The 16,366-nt window shown below is 72.2% G+C and carries 11 protein-coding genes, 2 tRNA genes and 1 pseudogene; 6 read left to right on the top strand and 8 right to left on the bottom strand.

Features of this window, described 5'->3' with window-relative positions:
• Positions 1 to 20: 20 nt before the first annotated feature.
• Positions 21 to 869, bottom strand: a complete 849-nt coding sequence (locus tag OG440_RS18200) for an ABC transporter permease (protein ID WP_406007877.1) — start codon at positions 867 to 869, stop codon at positions 21 to 23.
• Positions 866 to 1,927, bottom strand: a pseudogene (locus tag OG440_RS18195) (ATP-binding cassette domain-containing protein). Before OG440_RS18195 ends, OG440_RS18200 begins: the two are co-directional and overlap by 4 nt.
• A 177-nt stretch (positions 1,928 to 2,104) precedes the next feature.
• Here OG440_RS18195 and OG440_RS18190 point away from each other — a divergent pair.
• Positions 2,105 to 3,085, top strand: a complete 981-nt coding sequence (locus OG440_RS18190; RefSeq protein WP_406007876.1) for an NAD(P)H-quinone oxidoreductase — start codon at positions 2,105 to 2,107, stop codon at positions 3,083 to 3,085.
• A gap of 14 nt (positions 3,086 to 3,099) precedes the next feature.
• Here the strand turns inward: OG440_RS18190 and OG440_RS18185 are convergent, their stop codons facing one another.
• Positions 3,100 to 3,615 (bottom strand): hypothetical protein, encoded by a 516-nt coding sequence (locus tag OG440_RS18185; RefSeq protein WP_406007875.1) that lies wholly within the window; start codon positions 3,613 to 3,615, stop codon positions 3,100 to 3,102.
• Positions 3,616 to 3,778: 163 nt separating this feature from the next.
• On the opposite strand from OG440_RS18185, the gene OG440_RS18180 reads away from it, so the two are divergent.
• Entirely contained in the window at positions 3,779 to 4,324 is a 546-nt protein-coding gene (locus OG440_RS18180) for a bacterial proteasome activator family protein (RefSeq protein ID WP_406011386.1), read from the top strand.
• Between the two features lie 56 nt (positions 4,325 to 4,380).
• Here the strand turns inward: OG440_RS18180 and OG440_RS18175 are convergent, their stop codons facing one another.
• Positions 4,381 to 6,015 (bottom strand): protein kinase domain-containing protein, encoded by a 1,635-nt coding sequence (locus OG440_RS18175; RefSeq protein WP_406007874.1) that lies wholly within the window; start codon positions 6,013 to 6,015, stop codon positions 4,381 to 4,383.
• Positions 6,016 to 6,373: 358 nt separating this feature from the next.
• Between OG440_RS18175 and OG440_RS18170 the strand changes: the two genes are divergently transcribed.
• Positions 6,374 to 7,945, top strand: a complete 1,572-nt coding sequence (locus OG440_RS18170; protein WP_406007873.1) for a protein kinase domain-containing protein — start codon at positions 6,374 to 6,376, stop codon at positions 7,943 to 7,945.
• Positions 7,946 to 8,061: 116 nt separating this feature from the next.
• Here the strand turns inward: OG440_RS18170 and OG440_RS18165 are convergent, their stop codons facing one another.
• Complete coding sequence (locus OG440_RS18165) at positions 8,062 to 9,255, bottom strand: phosphotransferase (RefSeq protein WP_406007872.1); 1,194 nt, start codon at positions 9,253 to 9,255, stop codon at positions 8,062 to 8,064.
• A 581-nt stretch (positions 9,256 to 9,836) separates the two neighbouring features.
• On the opposite strand from OG440_RS18165, the gene pdhA reads away from it, so the two are divergent.
• The 3 genes from pdhA to OG440_RS18150 are packed head-to-tail and all read left to right on the top strand — an operon-like array spanning position 9,837 to position 13,558.
• Entirely contained in the window at positions 9,837 to 11,060 is a 1,224-nt protein-coding gene (gene pdhA, locus OG440_RS18160; RefSeq protein WP_406007871.1) for a pyruvate dehydrogenase (acetyl-transferring) E1 component subunit alpha, read from the top strand.
• A 1-nt stretch (position 11,061) separates the two neighbouring features.
• Complete coding sequence (locus tag OG440_RS18155) at positions 11,062 to 12,054, top strand: alpha-ketoacid dehydrogenase subunit beta (RefSeq protein WP_406007870.1); 993 nt, start codon at positions 11,062 to 11,064, stop codon at positions 12,052 to 12,054.
• Between the two features lie 10 nt (positions 12,055 to 12,064).
• Entirely contained in the window at positions 12,065 to 13,558 is a 1,494-nt protein-coding gene (locus OG440_RS18150) for a dihydrolipoamide acetyltransferase family protein (RefSeq protein WP_406007869.1), read from the top strand.
• A 284-nt stretch (positions 13,559 to 13,842) separates the two neighbouring features.
• On the opposite strand, the gene OG440_RS18145 is transcribed toward OG440_RS18150, so the two are convergent.
• From OG440_RS18145 to OG440_RS18135, 3 genes are all read right to left on the bottom strand, one after another.
• Positions 13,843 to 16,170 carry a hypothetical protein gene (locus OG440_RS18145; protein ID WP_406007868.1) on the bottom strand — a complete coding sequence of 776 codons (2,328 nt, stop codon included), beginning with the start codon at positions 16,168 to 16,170 and terminating at the stop codon, positions 13,843 to 13,845.
• A 3-nt stretch (positions 16,171 to 16,173) separates the two neighbouring features.
• Positions 16,174 to 16,246 (bottom strand) — tRNA-Lys (locus OG440_RS18140).
• Positions 16,247 to 16,251: 5 nt separating this feature from the next.
• Positions 16,252 to 16,324, bottom strand: a tRNA-Cys gene (locus OG440_RS18135).
• Positions 16,325 to 16,366: the final 42 nt, after the last annotated feature.

Raw genomic sequence — 16,366 nt, 5'->3', positions numbered from 1 at the left:
TCGGGCCCTGTGCGTCGGGGCTACTTGCGGTTGTAGAGCCGCATCGTCACCGGCCCGAAGACCAGCACGAACAGCCCCGCCCACCCCAGCGACCAGGCGATCTCCGCGCCGAGCCAGTCGCCCGCCATCAGTCCCCGCACCGCCGAGGCCACATGGGTGACCGGGCTGTTGTTGACGAACGCCTGGAGCCAGCCCGGCATGGTGCGGGGGTCGACGAACACGTTGGACAGGAAGGTGAGCGGGAAGATCACCATCATGCTGACGCCCATCACCGACTTCTCGGTGCGCAGCAGCAGCCCGAACATCGTCCAGATCCACGAGAAGGCGAACGAGAAGACGACCAGCAGGGCGATTCCGGCGACCACCCCCGCGAGCCCGCCGTCCGGCCGGTAGCCGAGGACCATGCCCACGGTGAGCATGACGACGGACGCGATCGTGTAGCGCAGCGCGTCGCCCAGCAGATAGCCGACCATCGTCGACGGCCGCCAGATCGGCAGCGACCGGAAGCGGTCGAAGACGCCCTTCTCGATGTCGGTGTTCACCGAGACACCCGTGTACATCGTGATCATCACGACCGACATCACGAGGATGCCCGGCAACAGGAACTGGATGTACTCCTCCGGGGACCCGGCCAGGGCGCCCCCGAACAGGTACGTGTACATCAGCACCATCATGATCGGGAACGCGGTGACGTCGAAGAGCTGCTCAGGCACGTGCTTGATCTTGAGGATCGCCCGCCAGCCGAAGGTGAGGGAGGCCGAGAGCGCGCTCGGGCGCGGCGGCCGCTCCTGCGCGACGAGCAGCGCGGCCAGCGACTCGGCGCTGACGGGGGCGAGTTCCTGGACGTCCGTGCCGGTCACGGTGCTCATGCCGCCACCTCGCCCCTCCGGCCGCGGGCCGGTGTACCGGCAGCGGCCGCCGTGTCGGGGCCGTCCGGTGTCCCGGGGCCGGCTTCGGTCTTCGTGTCGTGTCCGGTGAGGGCGAGGAACACCTCGTCCAGGCTGGGCTGGCCCAGGGAGAAGTTGTCGACGACGACCCCGGCCCGGGCCAGTTCCCCGAGGGCGCGGGCGGCCTGGGCGGCGGCGGTGTCGCCGACCGCCGCGTCGAGCCGGGCGGTCAGCGCGACCGGGTCCGGCTCCCGCTGGACGTTCGCGTCCAGGGCCAGCCGCAGCACCTGCTCGGCCGTCGGCCGCTGCTCGGCGTCGCGCAGCCGCAGATGGACGGAACCGGCGCCGACGGATGCCTTCAGTTCGCCCTTCGTGCCCTCGGCGATGACCCGGCCCCGGTCGATGACGGCGATCCGGGACGCCAGCTGGTCGGCCTCGTCCAGATACTGCGTGGTCAGCAGCACGGTGGTGCCCTGGGCGACCACCGCCCGCACGATGTCCCACACCTGGTTGCGGCTGCGCGGGTCGAGCCCCGTGGTCGGCTCGTCGAGGAAGAGCAGGTCGGGCGTGCCGAGGATGGACGCGGCGATGTCGATCCGGCGCCGCATGCCTCCCGAGTAGTGCTTGACCTGCTTTCCGGCCGCGTCGGTCAGCCCGAACGCGGCGAGGAGCTGCGCGGACCGCTCCCGGGCGGCCTTCTTGCCGTGCCCGAGGAGCCGGCCGAGCAGCACCAGGTTCTCGGTACCGGTGAGGTCCTCGTCCACGGACGCGTACTAGCCGGTGAGGCTCACCCGGCCGCGTACCGTGTCGGCCTCCCGGACGACGTCGTGGCCGAAGACGCGGGCCTGGCCGCCGTCCGGACGCAGCAGAGTGGCGAGCATCTTCACGGTGGTCGTCTTGCCCGCGCCGTTCGGGCCGAGGACGCCGTAGACCGTGCCGGCGGGGACGGCGAGGTCGACGCCGTCCACGGCCCTGGTCTCGCCGAACGTCTTCACCAGGCCCGCTGTCTCGATCGCCAGGCCGGCGGTGTGCTGGCTCATGGGGGTTCCTTCCGCGTACTTGGGCTACGCATGGGGAGACCTTTACCGTCGCCCGAACTCATCGGTGATCGCATCTCGTTTTCCCTCGCGCTTCACCCGGTCCCGTTTCCCGGGCCCGCCGATTCCGCCGGGCAGCATGATCGAGAGTGAGGAGAGGGGAGGAGTAGCGTCCCCTCCATGCATGCGATCACGATTTCCGAACCTGGTGGTCCCGAGGCGCTGGTGTGGGACGAGGTCCCCGATCCCGTACCCGGCGCGGGCGAGGTCCTGGTCGAGGTGGTGGCCGGCGCCGTCAACCGGGCCGACATCCTTCAGCGGCAGGGCTTCTACGAGCCGCCGCCCGGCGCCTCCCGCTACCCCGGTCTGGAGTGCTCCGGCCGGATCGTCGAGGTCGGCACCGGCGTCTCCGGCTGGACCGTCGGCGACGAGGTGTGCGCACTGCTCTCGGGCGGCGGATACGCCGAGAAGGTCGCCGTGCCGGCCGGGCAGCTGCTGCCGGTGCCGGACGGCATCGATCTCCGGCGGGCCGCCGCGCTCCCCGAGGTGACCAGCACCGTCTGGTCGAACGTCTTCATGATCTCCCACCTGCGGCCCGGTGAGACGCTGCTCGTGCACGGCGGTTCCAGCGGTATCGGGACCATGGCGATCCAGCTGGCCAAGGCCGTCGGCGCCCGGGTCGCCGTCACCGCGGGCACCAAGGAGAAGCTGGACCAGTGCGCCGAGCTGGGCGCGGACATCCTGATCAACTACCGCGAGCAGGACTTCGTCGCCGAGCTGAAGCAGGCCACGGACGGCGCGGGCGCCGACGTCATCCTCGACAACATGGGCGCGAAGTACCTGGACCGCAACGTCCAGGCACTCGCCGTCAACGGCCGTCTCGCGATCATCGGTATGCAGGGCGGCCTCAAGGCCGAGCTGAACATCGGCGCCCTCCTCGGCAAACGGGCCGCGATCAGCGCCACCTCGCTGCGGGCCCGCCCCCTGGAGGAGAAGGCGGCCATCGTGGCGGCCGTGCGCGAACACGTCTGGCCGCTGCTCGCCGCCGGCCATGTCCGCCCCGTCGTCGACCGTGAGGTCCCGATGAGCGACGCGGCCGAGGCCCACCGGATCGTCGAGGCCAGCGGCCACATCGGCAAGGTGCTGCTGGTCACGCCCTGATCGCGGCGGCGGTCTCAGGTGCGGCGCAGTCGCAGAGCGGCCAGGGCGAGGGCGATGCCCAGGCCGATGAGGACGAGACCGCTGCCCAGCGGCAGGATCTGAAGCACCGGGCCGGTGGCGCGCTCCGGCTGTGCCACGGCCTGCGGCGCGGCGTCCCGTGGCGGGGCCGAGGACACGGGTGCGGCGGCCTGCGGCGACTCGGACGAGCCGGTGCCCTCGGAGAGGTCGCCGTCGTCGCCCGCGCTGTCCTCGCCCTCCGTGTCCTCCGCGTCCGCTTCCTCGTCGGTCTCCTCCTCCACGCGCTCGCCCACCCGGCCGGGCCGCTGGCGTCCCTCGCCCGCCCGGCTGCCGGCCCGGTCCGGCCCGGAGGAGGAGGGGGCCGGGGTGGCGGACGCCGACGCGGGGGCGTACGGCGCGGCGGCGGCGTATGTCGAGACGCCCCCGTAGGGCAGCGCGAGTACGCCCAGCACGCCCGCTCCGACGCCCATGCCGGTCCGCATCGCGCACCACGCCTGCTGCCTTGGAGTCACGTCCGTGACCCCCTCCCGGTGGCCGATCGCCTGGAAAAGACGCGACAAGCCTCACATCGGGGAACTGTCGTCGCATTCCGGACTGCGCCGAACGGAAACAGTGGATCAGCTTTCCCGGGGGGTGCCACGGTGATGAGGTGGGGACGTGCGAGAGAATGACGGCATGGAGATGCCGAGGAACGAAAGGTCGCCGGAGAACGCCCAGAAGATCCTGGTCGTAGGCCAGGACGGCATGGCGCTCGGTGACATCGACGCAGACGACGACTCCCGTGAGATCCCGGTGACCGAGCAGGTCGAGCAGCCGGCGAAGGTCATGCGGATCGGCAGCATGATCAAGCAGCTGCTCGAGGAGGTGCGCGCGGCTCCTCTGGACGAGGCGAGCCGGGTCAGGCTGAAGGAGATCCACTCGAGCTCGGTGAAGGAGCTGGAGGACGGCCTGGCGCCGGAGCTGGTCGAGGAGCTGGAGCGGCTCTCCCTGCCGTTCAACGAGGAATCGACTCCGAGCGACGCGGAACTGCGTATCGCCCAGGCCCAGTTGGTCGGCTGGCTGGAGGGCCTCTTCCACGGTATCCAGACCACCCTCTTCGCCCAGCAGATGGCCGCGCGCGCCCAGTTGGAGCAGATGCGCCGGGCGCTGCCGCCCGGGGTGAGCCACGAGGGCATCGACGACCCGCGCGCGGGCGGCCGTTCGGGCGGCCCGTACCTCTAGAGCGCGAGAAGGGCCCGGCGTTCCCGCGCCGGGCCCTTCTCCATGACGTCAGGCGGTCACGACGCCGGGTTGCCCGTGGAGACCTTGATCTCGATCTCGGGCATGTCCTTCGGGTCGACGTCCGTCCCGGCGGAGGGGAACTGGTCCATGACCGCCCCGTCGCCGTACGTGTTCTCGTCCACCTTCGTGATCTTGTACTGCCAGCCGGCGGTCTGGAAGCACTCCTTGACCGAGCCGATGTACTTGAACTTGAAGTTCGGCACCCGGATCTTGTCGGGGTCGTTGTACGACTCCTGCGGCTCGGAGCACTCCGTCGACTCGATCGTCTTGGAGGTGTCCGGCGCCCGGTAGTCCGCCGCCTTCGTCGCCGACGGCGAGGAGCTGGTCGTACCGCCCTTGGCGTCGTCGTCATCGCCCGCGCCCACCGCGAGGCTGGCGAGGAGGCCGCCGACCGCCACCACGGCGACCACGGCCGAGCCGACGAGCACCGCCTTCGTGTTCCTGCGGTTGCCGCCACCGCCCGAGGACACCGAGGTGGACGGCTGCGGGCTGAGGTTGTACGCGGGCGGGGTGTGCGGGGCCTGCTGGTGGCCGTAGGCCGGAGCGGGCGTCTGGTAGCCCTGCTGGGGATAGCCGTAGGAGGCGGGCGTCGGAGTGCCGTACGGGTTCGGGGTCGGGGCGGGCTGGTACGGCGACTGGACGCCGCCCTGGGGCGCCGGGGTGCCCTGGCCGATCGGCGGGAACACCGCGGAACCGACGCCCGCGCCGCTCGACGTCTGCGCGCCCGGGACGATGCTCGGCGGGGCCGGCTGGAAGGAGGCGGCGACCCGCAGGCACTCGTCGCGCATGGCGACAGCGGTCGGAAAGCGCTCGTTCGGGTTCTTCTTCAGCGCGCGGGCGATCAGCGCGTCGACGGCCGGCGGCAGCGCCCGGTTGATCGAGGAGGGAGCCACCGGCTCCTCCTGCACGTGCGCGTACGCGATCGCAAGCGGCGAATCGGCCTCGAACGGCAGCCGCCCGGTGACCAGTTGGAACAGCATGATGCCGACCGAGTACAGGTCGGACCGGGCGTCCACCGCACGCCCCAGGGCCTGTTCGGGCGAGAGGTACTGCGGGGTGCCGACGACCATGCCGGTCTGCGTCATCGAGGTGACCCCGGACTGCATCGCACGAGCGATGCCGAAGTCCATCACCTTGACGACACCGCGCTTGGTCATCATCACGTTGCCGGGCTTGATGTCGCGGTGGACGAGCCCCATCTCGTGGCTGATCTCCAGCGCCGCCAGCACGTCGGCGGTGATCTTCAGCGCCTTGTCGGCGGGCATCGCGCCCTGCTGCCGTACGTCCTCGTCGAGCACCGAGCCGAGCGGGCGGCCCTCGATGTACTCCATGACGATGTACGGCGTCGTCAACCCCTCGACGTCGTCCTCGCCGGTGTCGAAGACGGAGACGATGTTGGTGTGCGTGAGCTTGGCCACGGCCTGGGCCTCGCGGCGGAAACGCTCGCGGAAGGCCTGCTCGCGGCCCAGTTCGGTGTGCAGGGTCTTCACCGCGACCTGACGGTCGAGCACGGCGTCGTACGCGAGGTGCACCGAGGCCATGCCGCCCTCGCCGAGCAAGTCGCGCAGCTGATACCGGCCGGCGGCGAGCGCCCGCCCCGTGTACCGGCCCTGCGCGCCGTCCTGGCTCATCTTCTGCGTCCCCCGTAGGCCCTCGAGCGCCGTTGACTGTCGTTGATCGAAAGTGCTATTCCCGGCCAGTCTGCCGTAGGCCACTGACACGTCAAGCTCGGTGCCCGTTCCGTGACCCTACGAGAAAGAAGCGTCGCGGAAGCGTTACAGGTGCCGTACGGCCGGTACACGGAATTTGCACGTCGGTACGGAGTACAGGTTTGATGCGCCGGTCCGTCCCGGACCGGCGCCCGGGCCCTCCCGGGACCATGTCGCGGGGATCGGCCGGGGCCGGAGGCTTGCGCGGAGGCTGTAGCGTGGCCGACGGAGACCGTAACAACACCGCGCGTTCCGCGGGCAGAAACGACGGCGAGGACTGATGGCACAGCAGCGCGCTCAGGGCCCGTCCGACCCCGAGGCGACTGGCGGCGGTATGTCAGATGCGCCGGAGAACTGGGGCAACGGCGGGCTGGTCGGGGACGGCCGGTACCGGCTCACCCGCAGACTCGGCCGAGGTGGCATGGCCGAGGTGTTCGCGGCCGAGGACGTACGTCTCGGACGTACCGTCGCGGTGAAACTGCTGCGCGCCGATCTCGCCGAGGACCCCGTGTCCAAGGCCCGCTTCACGCGCGAGGCCCAGTCGGTGGCCGGCCTCAACCACCATGCGATCGTCGCCGTGTACGACTCCGGCGAGGACTTCGTGGGCGGCCAGAGCGTGCCGTACATCGTGATGGAGATCGTCGAGGGACGCACCATCCGCGATCTCCTCCTCAACGCCGAGGCGCCCGGGCCCGAGCAGGCCCTGATCATCACCTCGGGTGTGCTGGAGGCGCTCGCCTACTCGCACCAGCACGGCATCGTGCACCGTGACATCAAGCCGGCGAACGTGATCATCACGCACAACGGCGCGGTCAAGGTGATGGACTTCGGCATCGCGCGCGCCCTGCACGGGGCGTCCACGACGATGACGCAGACCGGCATGGTCATGGGCACCCCGCAGTACCTCTCCCCGGAGCAGGCGCTCGGCAAGGCCGTCGACTACCGCTCCGACCTGTACGCCACGGGCTGTCTGCTGTACGAACTCCTCGCGCTGCGGCCGCCGTTCACCGGCGAGACGCCGCTGTCGGTGGTCTACCAGCACGTGCAGGACATCCCGGTGCCGCCGTCGCAGACCTCGGACGGCCAGTGCCCGCCGGAACTCGACGGTCTCGTCATGCGGTCCCTGGCCAAGGACCCCGACGACCGGTTCCAGACGGCGGAGGAGATGCGCGGTCTGGTCCAGTACGGGCTCCAGATGCTCTACGACCAGGGCGGCCACACCGGCACCTGGAACACCGGCCCGGTCGGCGTGCCCGACGGCCGCGGCACGCCCGCGGGCGGCTTCGCGAGCACGACCACGCCGATGCACGGCGCCGACGGCTCCAGCACCTCGCAGATCCCGCAGCCGATCCTGCCCACCGGCTACGGCGGCGGTGACGACGGCGGCTTCGAGGGGCACGGCAACAAGGGCAGCGGCCGCGGCAAGCTGTGGATCCTCGCCGTCTTCGCGGTGATCGCCATCGCCGCGGGCGTCGCGCTCGCGCTGAACGGCCAGGGCAAGGGCAGCGGCGACGCCGACACCTCGCCGTCGCCGTCCACCTCGCAGTCCGCGACGGACGACACCTCCAGCGAGACGCCGAGCGACCAGGCGACCGAGTCGTCCTCGGACGACACCTCGGACGACAACTCCGGCTCGAACTCCGATTCGAACTGGACGCCGTCGTACACGCCCTCGGACACGCCGCAGTACACCCCCTCCGAGTCGGCCAGCAGCGAGCCGACCGACGAGGAGACGGAGACCCAGCCCTCGGACGAGCCGACCGACACGGAGACCGAGCCGAGCGACCAGCCCACGGACACCGAGACCGGCGGCGCCGACCAGGGCGGCACCACGCTCGGCAGCCTCGGCTGACCCGGCGGCGTACGTAACGACCCCTCACGCGCGCGTGGACCCCGTCACGGGGCTCCACGCGCGCGTGCCGCGTCCACAGGGCATCACGCGCGCGTGCCGGGTGGGGGGAGCCCGGGTCAGTCCGCGAACGTGCCGCACACCGCGTCGTACTCCCGGGTCCACCACACGACGAGGGCCGAGGCGGCCGGGAACTGGGAGTCCGCGCGGGTGTCGCCGCGCTCGTAGTGCCAGCGCAGCATCCAGAAGTCGTTGAGGCGCTCCCACCACACCCGGTGCACGGCCGCCGCGAGTTCCGAGGGCGTGGCCCCGGCCGCGTGTCGGTACGCGCGGGCGTACTGCCGCGCCTTCGGCAGGTCGAGGGTGCCGTCGGGCCGGACGAAGAAGATCGCGGCGGCGCGCACGGCCTCCTCGGCGCGGGGCTGCACGCCCAGCCGGTCCCAGTCGACGATGGCGGCGGGGGCGTCCCCGCGGTAGAGCAGGTTGAACGGGTGGAAGTCCCCGTGCACCCAGCCGACCGGGCCGCCGTGCGGTGGGCGCCGGTCCGCGTGCCGTTCGAGCAGCGTGCGCCGTTCCAGGAGGCGGTGGCGGGCGAGTTCGTCGAAGGAGTCGGCGGGGCGGTGGCGGCGCACGCGCGCGAGGAGATCGTCGATGAGGGCGAAGGTGTCGGCGGCTTCGGGGCTCGCCGAGGCGACGGCGGCCTCGCCGGGCGGGGTGCGTTCGGCGGGCGTGGTGCGCTCGGCCGCGGTGGGCGGCTCCACGGGCGCACCGGCCCCGGCTCGGGCGGCGGGCTCGGGCGGGGCGGTGCGGCGGGCAGGGGCGGGCTCCGGGCCGCGCGGCGGGGGTACTGGGCCCCGCCCTCGGGATCCGTGGGCCGTCCGCATCACGTGTTCCAGGCTGGCGTGCACCACCCCCAGCAGCGCTCCCAGGCGGCCGCACTGGCCGGGGGTGAGCTGCGCGCCGTGGCGGTGGCGGCCGTCGATCCACGGGTGGAGGGCGTAGGCGTGGCCGCCGACGACGGCGACCGTACGCCCGTCGCGGCCGGGCAGCGGGGGAGCGACCGGGACGCCGAGGTCGGCCAGGCGTTCGGTGGCCCGGTGCTGGCGGGCGATGGAGGCGGGGTCGGCGGTGTCCGGGTCGAAATGGTGCTTGAGGAAATAGCGGCCCCGGGTGGTGCGCAGCCGGTAGCCGCGGTTCAGCAGCCCCTCGTCGACGGGCTCACAGGTGAGCGCGGTGCCGGCGGCGTACCGGCGGAGCAGGGCGCCCAGAGGGGGCGCATGAAGTACTAAGGGGGGTACACAGGAGCGCGGCACGCGCCCGATGCTAGGGCACGATCCGAGGCTGTGAGCTGGGCGTTGTCACAGAAAGTCACTAAGGATCAACAACTGTCACAGGCGGCCACTTCGGATCGCTCCGGGCGACGTGAAGGCGTGCCGCGAGCCGTACGCCGGGCAGCGCGACGGCGGGCCGGGTGGCCGGGGATGCGCGCCCGCCACGGGGGTCGGCGCGTGGAAAAAAGATGATTTCTCCTTCTTCGTGTACGCGGTCCGTGTCACAAACTGACTCTTCCCGTGGACTGGGTGGCCGGGATAACGTGCCGTTGCTCCGGCCTCCTGCAAGGCTGTGACCAGGCTCTCTCCCGACTTTGCCGATTTACTTGGAAATCCAAGCAAAAACGCAGGTCAAGAGGGGTTTCACAGAAATGTGAAGCACTGGGTAACGTGATGACCGCAGGGCGCTCGCCGGGGCACCTGTCACGCCTGTTCCGACCGAGTGACACCCACCCCGTGCACGGGTGCCGGAACAGGTGAGCCGCTCCCCCAGGCTCTTGCGGAGCCGGGGGGACCCCCAGCCACCCGGCGACCCCGGGGGCCGGACCGACGGAGGAGCACACGTGACCGTGGAGAGCACTGCCGCGCGCAAGCCGCGACGCAGCGCCGGAAGCAAGGCCGGCACCACCGGCACCGAGCGCACCACCCGCACCACCGCCAGGAAGTCCGCCGAGCCCGAGCTCGTGCAGCTGCTGACGCCGGAGGGCAAGCGGGTCAAGAACGCGAAGAACGCCGAGTACGCCAAGTACGTCGCCGACGTCACCCCCGAGGAGCTCCGCGGCCTCTACCGGGACATGGTGCTCACCCGCCGCTTCGACGCCGAGGCCACCTCCCTCCAGCGCCAGGGCGAGCTCGGTCTGTGGGCCTCGCTGCTCGGCCAGGAGGCCGCCCAGATCGGCTCCGGCCGGGCCCTGCGCGACGACGACTACGTCTTCCCGACCTACCGCGAGCACGGCGTCGCCTGGTGCCGCGGGGTCGACCCGACCAACCTGCTCGGCATGTTCCGGGGGGTGAACAACGGTGGCTGGGACCCCAACGGCAACAACTTCCACCTCTACACGATCGTCATCGGCTCCCAGACGCTGCACGCCACCGGCTACGCCATGGGCGTCGCCAAGGACGGCGCGGACAGCGCGGTGATCGCCTACTTCGGCGACGGCGCCAGCAGCCAGGGCGATGTCGCGGAGTCCTTCACCTTCTCCGCCGTCTACAACGCGCCGGTCGTGTTCTTCTGCCAGAACAACCAGTGGGCGATCTCCGAGCCCACCGAGAAGCAGACCCGGGTGCCGCTGTACCAGCGCGCGCAGGGCTACGGCTTCCCCGGCGTCCGCGTCGACGGCAACGACGTCCTGGCCTGCCTCGCGGTCACCCGGTGGGCGCTGGACCGGGCCCGCGACGGCGAGGGACCCACCCTCGTCGAGGCGTACACGTACCGCATGGGCGCCCACACCACCTCCGACGATCCGACGAAGTACCGGGCCGACGAGGAGCGCGAGGCCTGGGAGGCGAAGGACCCGATCCTGCGCCTGCGCCGCCACCTGGAGGCGTCAAACCACACGGACGAGGGATTCTTCGCGGAACTCGAGGCGGAGAGCGAGGCGTTGGGCAGGCGAGTGCGCGAAGCGGTCCGCGCCATGCCGGACCCGGACCGATTCGCCATCTTCGAGAACGTGTACGCGGACGGACACGCGCTCGTCGACGAGGAGCGGGCCCAGTTCGCGGCCTACCAGGCATCGTTCGCGACGGAATCCGACAGCGGCTTCGCCGCGGGTGCGGGGGGAAACTGAGATGGCCGAAACCGTGACGTCCAAGAACCTGGCCCTGGCCAAGGCGATCAACGAGTCGCTGCGCCGCGCCCTGGAGGCCGACCCCAAGGTCCTGATCATGGGCGAGGACGTCGGCAAACTCGGCGGCGTCTTCCGGGTGACGGACGGCCTGCAGAAGGACTTCGGCGAGAGCCGGGTCATCGACACGCCGCTCGCCGAGTCCGGCATCGTCGGCACCGCGATCGGGCTGGCCCTGCGCGGCTACCGCCCGGTGGTGGAGATCCAGTTCGACGGCTTCGTGTTCCCGGCCTACGACCAGATCGTCACGCAGCTCGCGAAGATGCACGCGCGCTCGCTCGGCAAGGTCAAGCTGCCGGTCGTCGTCCGCATCCCCTACGGCGGTGGCATCGGCGCGGTCGAGCACCACTCGGAGTCGCCGGAAGCGCTCTTCGCGCACGTGTCGGGCCTCAAGATCGTCTCTCCGTCCAACGCGTCCGACGCGTACTGGATGATGCAGCAGGCCATCCAGAGCGACGACCCGGTGATCTTCTTCGAGCCGAAGCGGCGCTACTGGGACAAGGGCGAGGTCAATCCCGAGGCGATCCCCGGCCCGCTGCACAAGGCCCAGGTCGTGCGCGAGGGCACGGACCTGACCCTCGTCGCCTACGGTCCGATGGTGAAGCTCTGCCAGGAGGTCGCCGCGGCGGCCGCCGAGGAGGGCAAGAACCTGGAGGTCCTGGACCTGCGTTCGGTGTCCCCGCTGGACTTCGACGCGATCCAGACGTCGGTCGAGAAGACCCGCCGCCTGGTCGTCGTGCACGAGGCTCCGGTGTTCTTCGGTTCGGGCGCGGAGATCGCGGCCCGGATCACCGAGCGCTGCTTCTACCACCTGGAGGCCCCGGTGCTCCGGGTCGGCGGCTACCACGCCCCGTACCCGCCGGCGCGCCTGGAGGACGAGTACCTGCCGGGCCTGGACCGGGTGCTCGACGCCGTCGACCGTGCCCTGGCGTACTGAGGAGAGGGTCGTGACGACGATGACGGAAGCGTCCGTACGCGAGTTCAAGATGCCCGACGTGGGTGAGGGACTCACCGAGGCCGAGATCCTCAAGTGGTACGTCCAGCCCGGCGACACGGTGACGGACGGCCAGGTGGTGTGCGAGGTCGAGACGGCCAAGGCCGCCGTCGAACTGCCCATCCCCTACGACGGGGTGGTCCGCGCGCTGCACTTCGCCGAGGGCACCACGGTCGACGTGGGCATGTCCATCATTGCGATCGACGTGGCGGGCGGGGCGGGCGATGCCCCGGTCGCCGCCCCGGTCGCCGAGGTCCCGGCGCAGGCGGCCGTGCAGACGCCCGCGCAGGCCCCGGCCGCCCCGGCCACCGCGGAGAGCAAGCCGGAGGCGGCGCAGGCCGAGGAGGCGAAGCCGGCGGGATCCGGCCGCCAGCCGGTCCTCGTCGGATACGGAGTGGCCGCCTCCTCCACCAAGCGCCGGCCGCGCAAGGGCCCGGAGATCACGGTCTCCCAGGTCCCGGCCACGATCCCGGCGGAGCTGAACGGCCACGGCGGCGCGCCCGCCGGGCGCGAGCGCCCGCTGGCCAAGCCGCCGGTGCGCAAGCTGGCCAAGGACCTCGGCGTCGATCTCGCCACGGTGGTCCCGTCCGGCCCGGACGGCATCATCACCCGCGAGGACGTCCACGCGGCGGCGGCCCCGGCAGCCCCGGCGACCCAGGCCGCCCCGGTGGCCGAGCCGGTGCCGCAGGTGACGCAGGCTCCGGTCACGACCCCCGCGGCCGTGCCCGTGCCGTCGTACGACACGGCCCGCGAGACGCGGATCCCGGTCAAGGGCGTCCGCAAGGCGACGGCGGCGGCGATGGTCGGTTCGGCGTTCACCGCGCCGCATGTCACGGAGTTCGTGACGATCGACGTGACGCGCACGCTGAAGCTGGTCGAGGAGCTCAAGCAGGACAAGGACATGCAGGGCCTGCGGGTCAACCCGCTCCTGCTGATCGCCAGGGCCCTGCTGGTCGCCGTCAAGCGCAACCCCGAGATCAACGCGTCCTGGGACGAGGCGGCGCAGGAGATCGTGGTCAAGCACTACGTCAACCTGGGCATCGCGGCCGCGACGCCCAGGGGCCTGCTGGTCCCGAACATCAAGGACGCCCACGCCAAGACGCTGCCGCAGCTGGCGGAGTCCCTGGGTGAGCTGGTCTCGACGGCGAGGGACGGCAAGACCTCCCCGGCGGCCATGCAGGGCGGCACGGTGACGATCACCAACGTCGGCGTCTTCGGCGTCGACACCGGCACCCCGATCCTCAACCCCGGCGAGTCCGCGATCCTCGCGATCGGCGCGATCAAGCTCCAGCCGTGGGTCCACAAGGGCAAGGTGAAGCCACGTCAGGTGACGACGCTGGCCCTGAGCTTCGACCACCGGCTGGTGGACGGGCAGCTGGGCTCCAAGGTGCTGGCGGATGTGGCGGCGATCCTGGAACAGCCCAGGAAGCTGATCACCTGGGGTTAGAAGCGACCGCGCCCTCAGGGCCGCGCATCCCTGAGGGCCGCGCACCCTGGGGCGCGGCCCGGGGCCCGGTTCTCTCCGCCTGGCTGCCTCCCCCTGGCTGCCTCCGCCTGGCTGCCTCCGCGTGGCAGCCTCAGCCCGGCCGTCCCAGCGCGGCGGTTCAGCGCAGCGGCATACCCCGGCCGTCCCTCAGCCCGGCGGTCTCAGCGCGCCCCGGTCGGGTCCGCCGCCGTCGGGTCCGCCGCCCTCGGGCCTGCTCAAGTCGGGTCCGCTTACGTCGGGTCCGCTCACGTCGGGTCCGTCGCGGTCGGGTCCTGGCGCAGCCAGTGTTCGTCCGTGGTCCAGCCGAGGAGCAGCCGGCCGGTGCCCTCGTCCGCCCGGCCGCCCTCGGCTACCTGGTACAGGCCGGTCAGGGCCGGGGCCAGCCGGCCCGCCACATGGGCGGGGTGCCGGGTCAGCTCCTCAGGCAGCCAGGACAGGGCGCGGGCCCGTTCGCCCGGGGTGCAGAGGGACAGGTGGAACACCAGCTGCCGCCAGGCGTAGGCCACGTCCTTGATCGTGCTCAGCGGGCGCGGGTTGCCGTGCACGCGGCCGGTCAGCCTGCACACGGTGACGAAGCAGCGGCGGGCCAGGTCCGCCCAGCCCGCGGCCGGCGCGATGCCGACCCGGTGGACCAGGGTGGCCAGGTTGTGCGTGGTGAGGATCTGCGCCTGCTCGATCACCTTGCCGTTCGCGGCCACCGATCCGCTCCTCCGCCGGGACCGGGGCGAACCGGCCTCGGCCCGCTGGACACACAGCTTCGCGAACCCGGGGGACGTCCTGGCCCCGTACGACCTGGCCGACGCCTCGCCCGCCTCGACGATCGCCAGATTGCGGACGGCCCGGTAGTCGATGGCGTAGTAGCGCTCGTAGAGCGAACCGCCGCCGAGCAGCTCCGCCGCTATCCGGGCCGAGGCGAGGAACTTCGGCGTGAACGTGCCCATGAAGATGTCCGCCGCCAGCTCCTCGACCAGGGGAGCGCCCAGCTCGGCCTGGCGGGCCAGCAGGGACAGCTCACGGATCAGGGGGTTGGGCAGGATCGTGGCGGGGAAGCCCCGCACGGCCAGTTCGCCGAGGCGGCGCAGCGCGAGGGCCGAGACCGCGCCCACCTCGTCGTCCGTGCGCTGCCCGGCCACGGCCCGCACCCACGGCAGCTCCTCCGCCCGTACCTGCCGCTGGAGGTTGAGCAGCAGCAGTGAACGGCGGCCCGCGAACGCCCGGTGGTGGGCGGCCGCCAGCGTGCGCAGGGCCGGGTCGGGGTAGGCCTGCGCGGTGGTGGCGGCGACGAGCTGCGGTACGAGCTCGGCCAGCACCTCGGCCGAGGGCACGACGCCGCGCTCCACGAGGGTGCTCAGGGGCGCGCTCAGCGCGGCCTCGACGGGCCGCCGGACGCCGGCCGGGACCGCCGTGCCGGCGGGCAGCCCCGTCTCCCGCGCCTCGTCCTCGCCGACCGGGGCGACGAGCGGCGCGACGTCGGCCACGCCCGCCCGCTGGTCGAGCCCGGACAGCCGGCGCAGCACCAGCCGGGCCAGCGCGTGGTGCGAGGGCAGCGCCGCCTGCGCGGCCTGCTCCCGGCGCAGCGCGGTGAGCGGCGCGGAGCCGGGCAGTCCGCGCCGCCGCACCATGGACGTGACGGCGTGCCGCAGCAGCCCGATCCGGCGGGCGTCCAGTTCCCGTCCGGCGACGGTCTCCTCCAGCGCCCCGCGCAGGATGCCCAGGTTCTCCTTGGGCTTGAGGTGCTTGGTGCAGTGCGGGTGACGGTCGGCCAGGTCGCGGTAGCGGCGCAGCAGTTCGGTGCCGTGGCCGTGCCAGGCCGCGTCGGGGGCGCGCGTCAGCACCCGGGTGGGCTGTCCGGCGTCGGCCGTCTCCAGCCAGTGGGCGAGCAGCTCGTCGCCGAACGGCTGCCACACGGCCAGCGCCTCCCGCTGGGTCTCCACCGCCGTACTGGCCCGCCGTCGGGCCAGGCTCTCGCCGGCCTCGGCGACGGTCCGCCGGTGCACCGTGCCGGCGTCGGGCGCCGGGCGGGCGGACGGGCGGGGCGTGAACCGCAGCCGTCCCGCGAACGGGGCGAGTTCCTCGACGAGTGCGAGCGCCGCGTCCGTCTCCCCGGCCCGGGCCAGCCAGGCCACGGTGAGCAGGGCGGCCTCCTCGGGGACGGTCACCTCGTACCGTCCGCTGTCGAGGAGGCCGCAGAGCCGGGCCAGCCCGTCCTCGGACAGCCAGTACGTGAACAGCGCCTGCCGGTCCGGCGGCACCCCGGCCCGGCGCGCGGCCTCGGACTCGTACTCCGTCAGGGGTCCGCCGGCGCTCGGCGCGCCGGTGGCGAAGCCGCCCCGGAGCACCTCGGGCGTCACCCACGCGGGCAGATCCCGTACCGGGGTGCGGGAGCCGATGGTGAGCAGCCCGTTCGTCATGCCGGCCAGCACGGAACGCCAGGCACGCCGCCGTTCCCCGGCGCGCCGGCGGGTGTCCGGGTCTTCGTGGGTCTGCGCGGTCCTGAGCGCCCCGGCCAGTTGGCCGTAGGCGTAGCCCGGGTTGGCCTCTGCGAGGTGCTGCTGGTCAGCGTCGTCGTTCATAAGCCGACGTGGCGGGTGCCGCCCCCGCGCCCTCCGGGTGAAGAGCCCGGTGCTCTGGCTGCTGAGCTACACGTCGATGAGCCGACGTGGCAGGTTCCGCCCCTGCGCCCTCCGGGTCTGCAGCCCGGCGCTCTGGCTACTGAGCTACACGTCGACGAGGCCCGACGGTAGACGTCGAACGGCCGTCCGGACAACT

The sequence above is a fragment of the Streptomyces sp. NBC_00637 genome, assembly GCF_045161545.1.
Taxonomy (GTDB): Bacteria; Actinomycetota; Actinomycetes; order Streptomycetales; family Streptomycetaceae; genus Streptomyces.
Note: the sequence above shows the minus strand (reverse complement) of the source record. Positions and strands in the feature narration are given on the sequence as shown.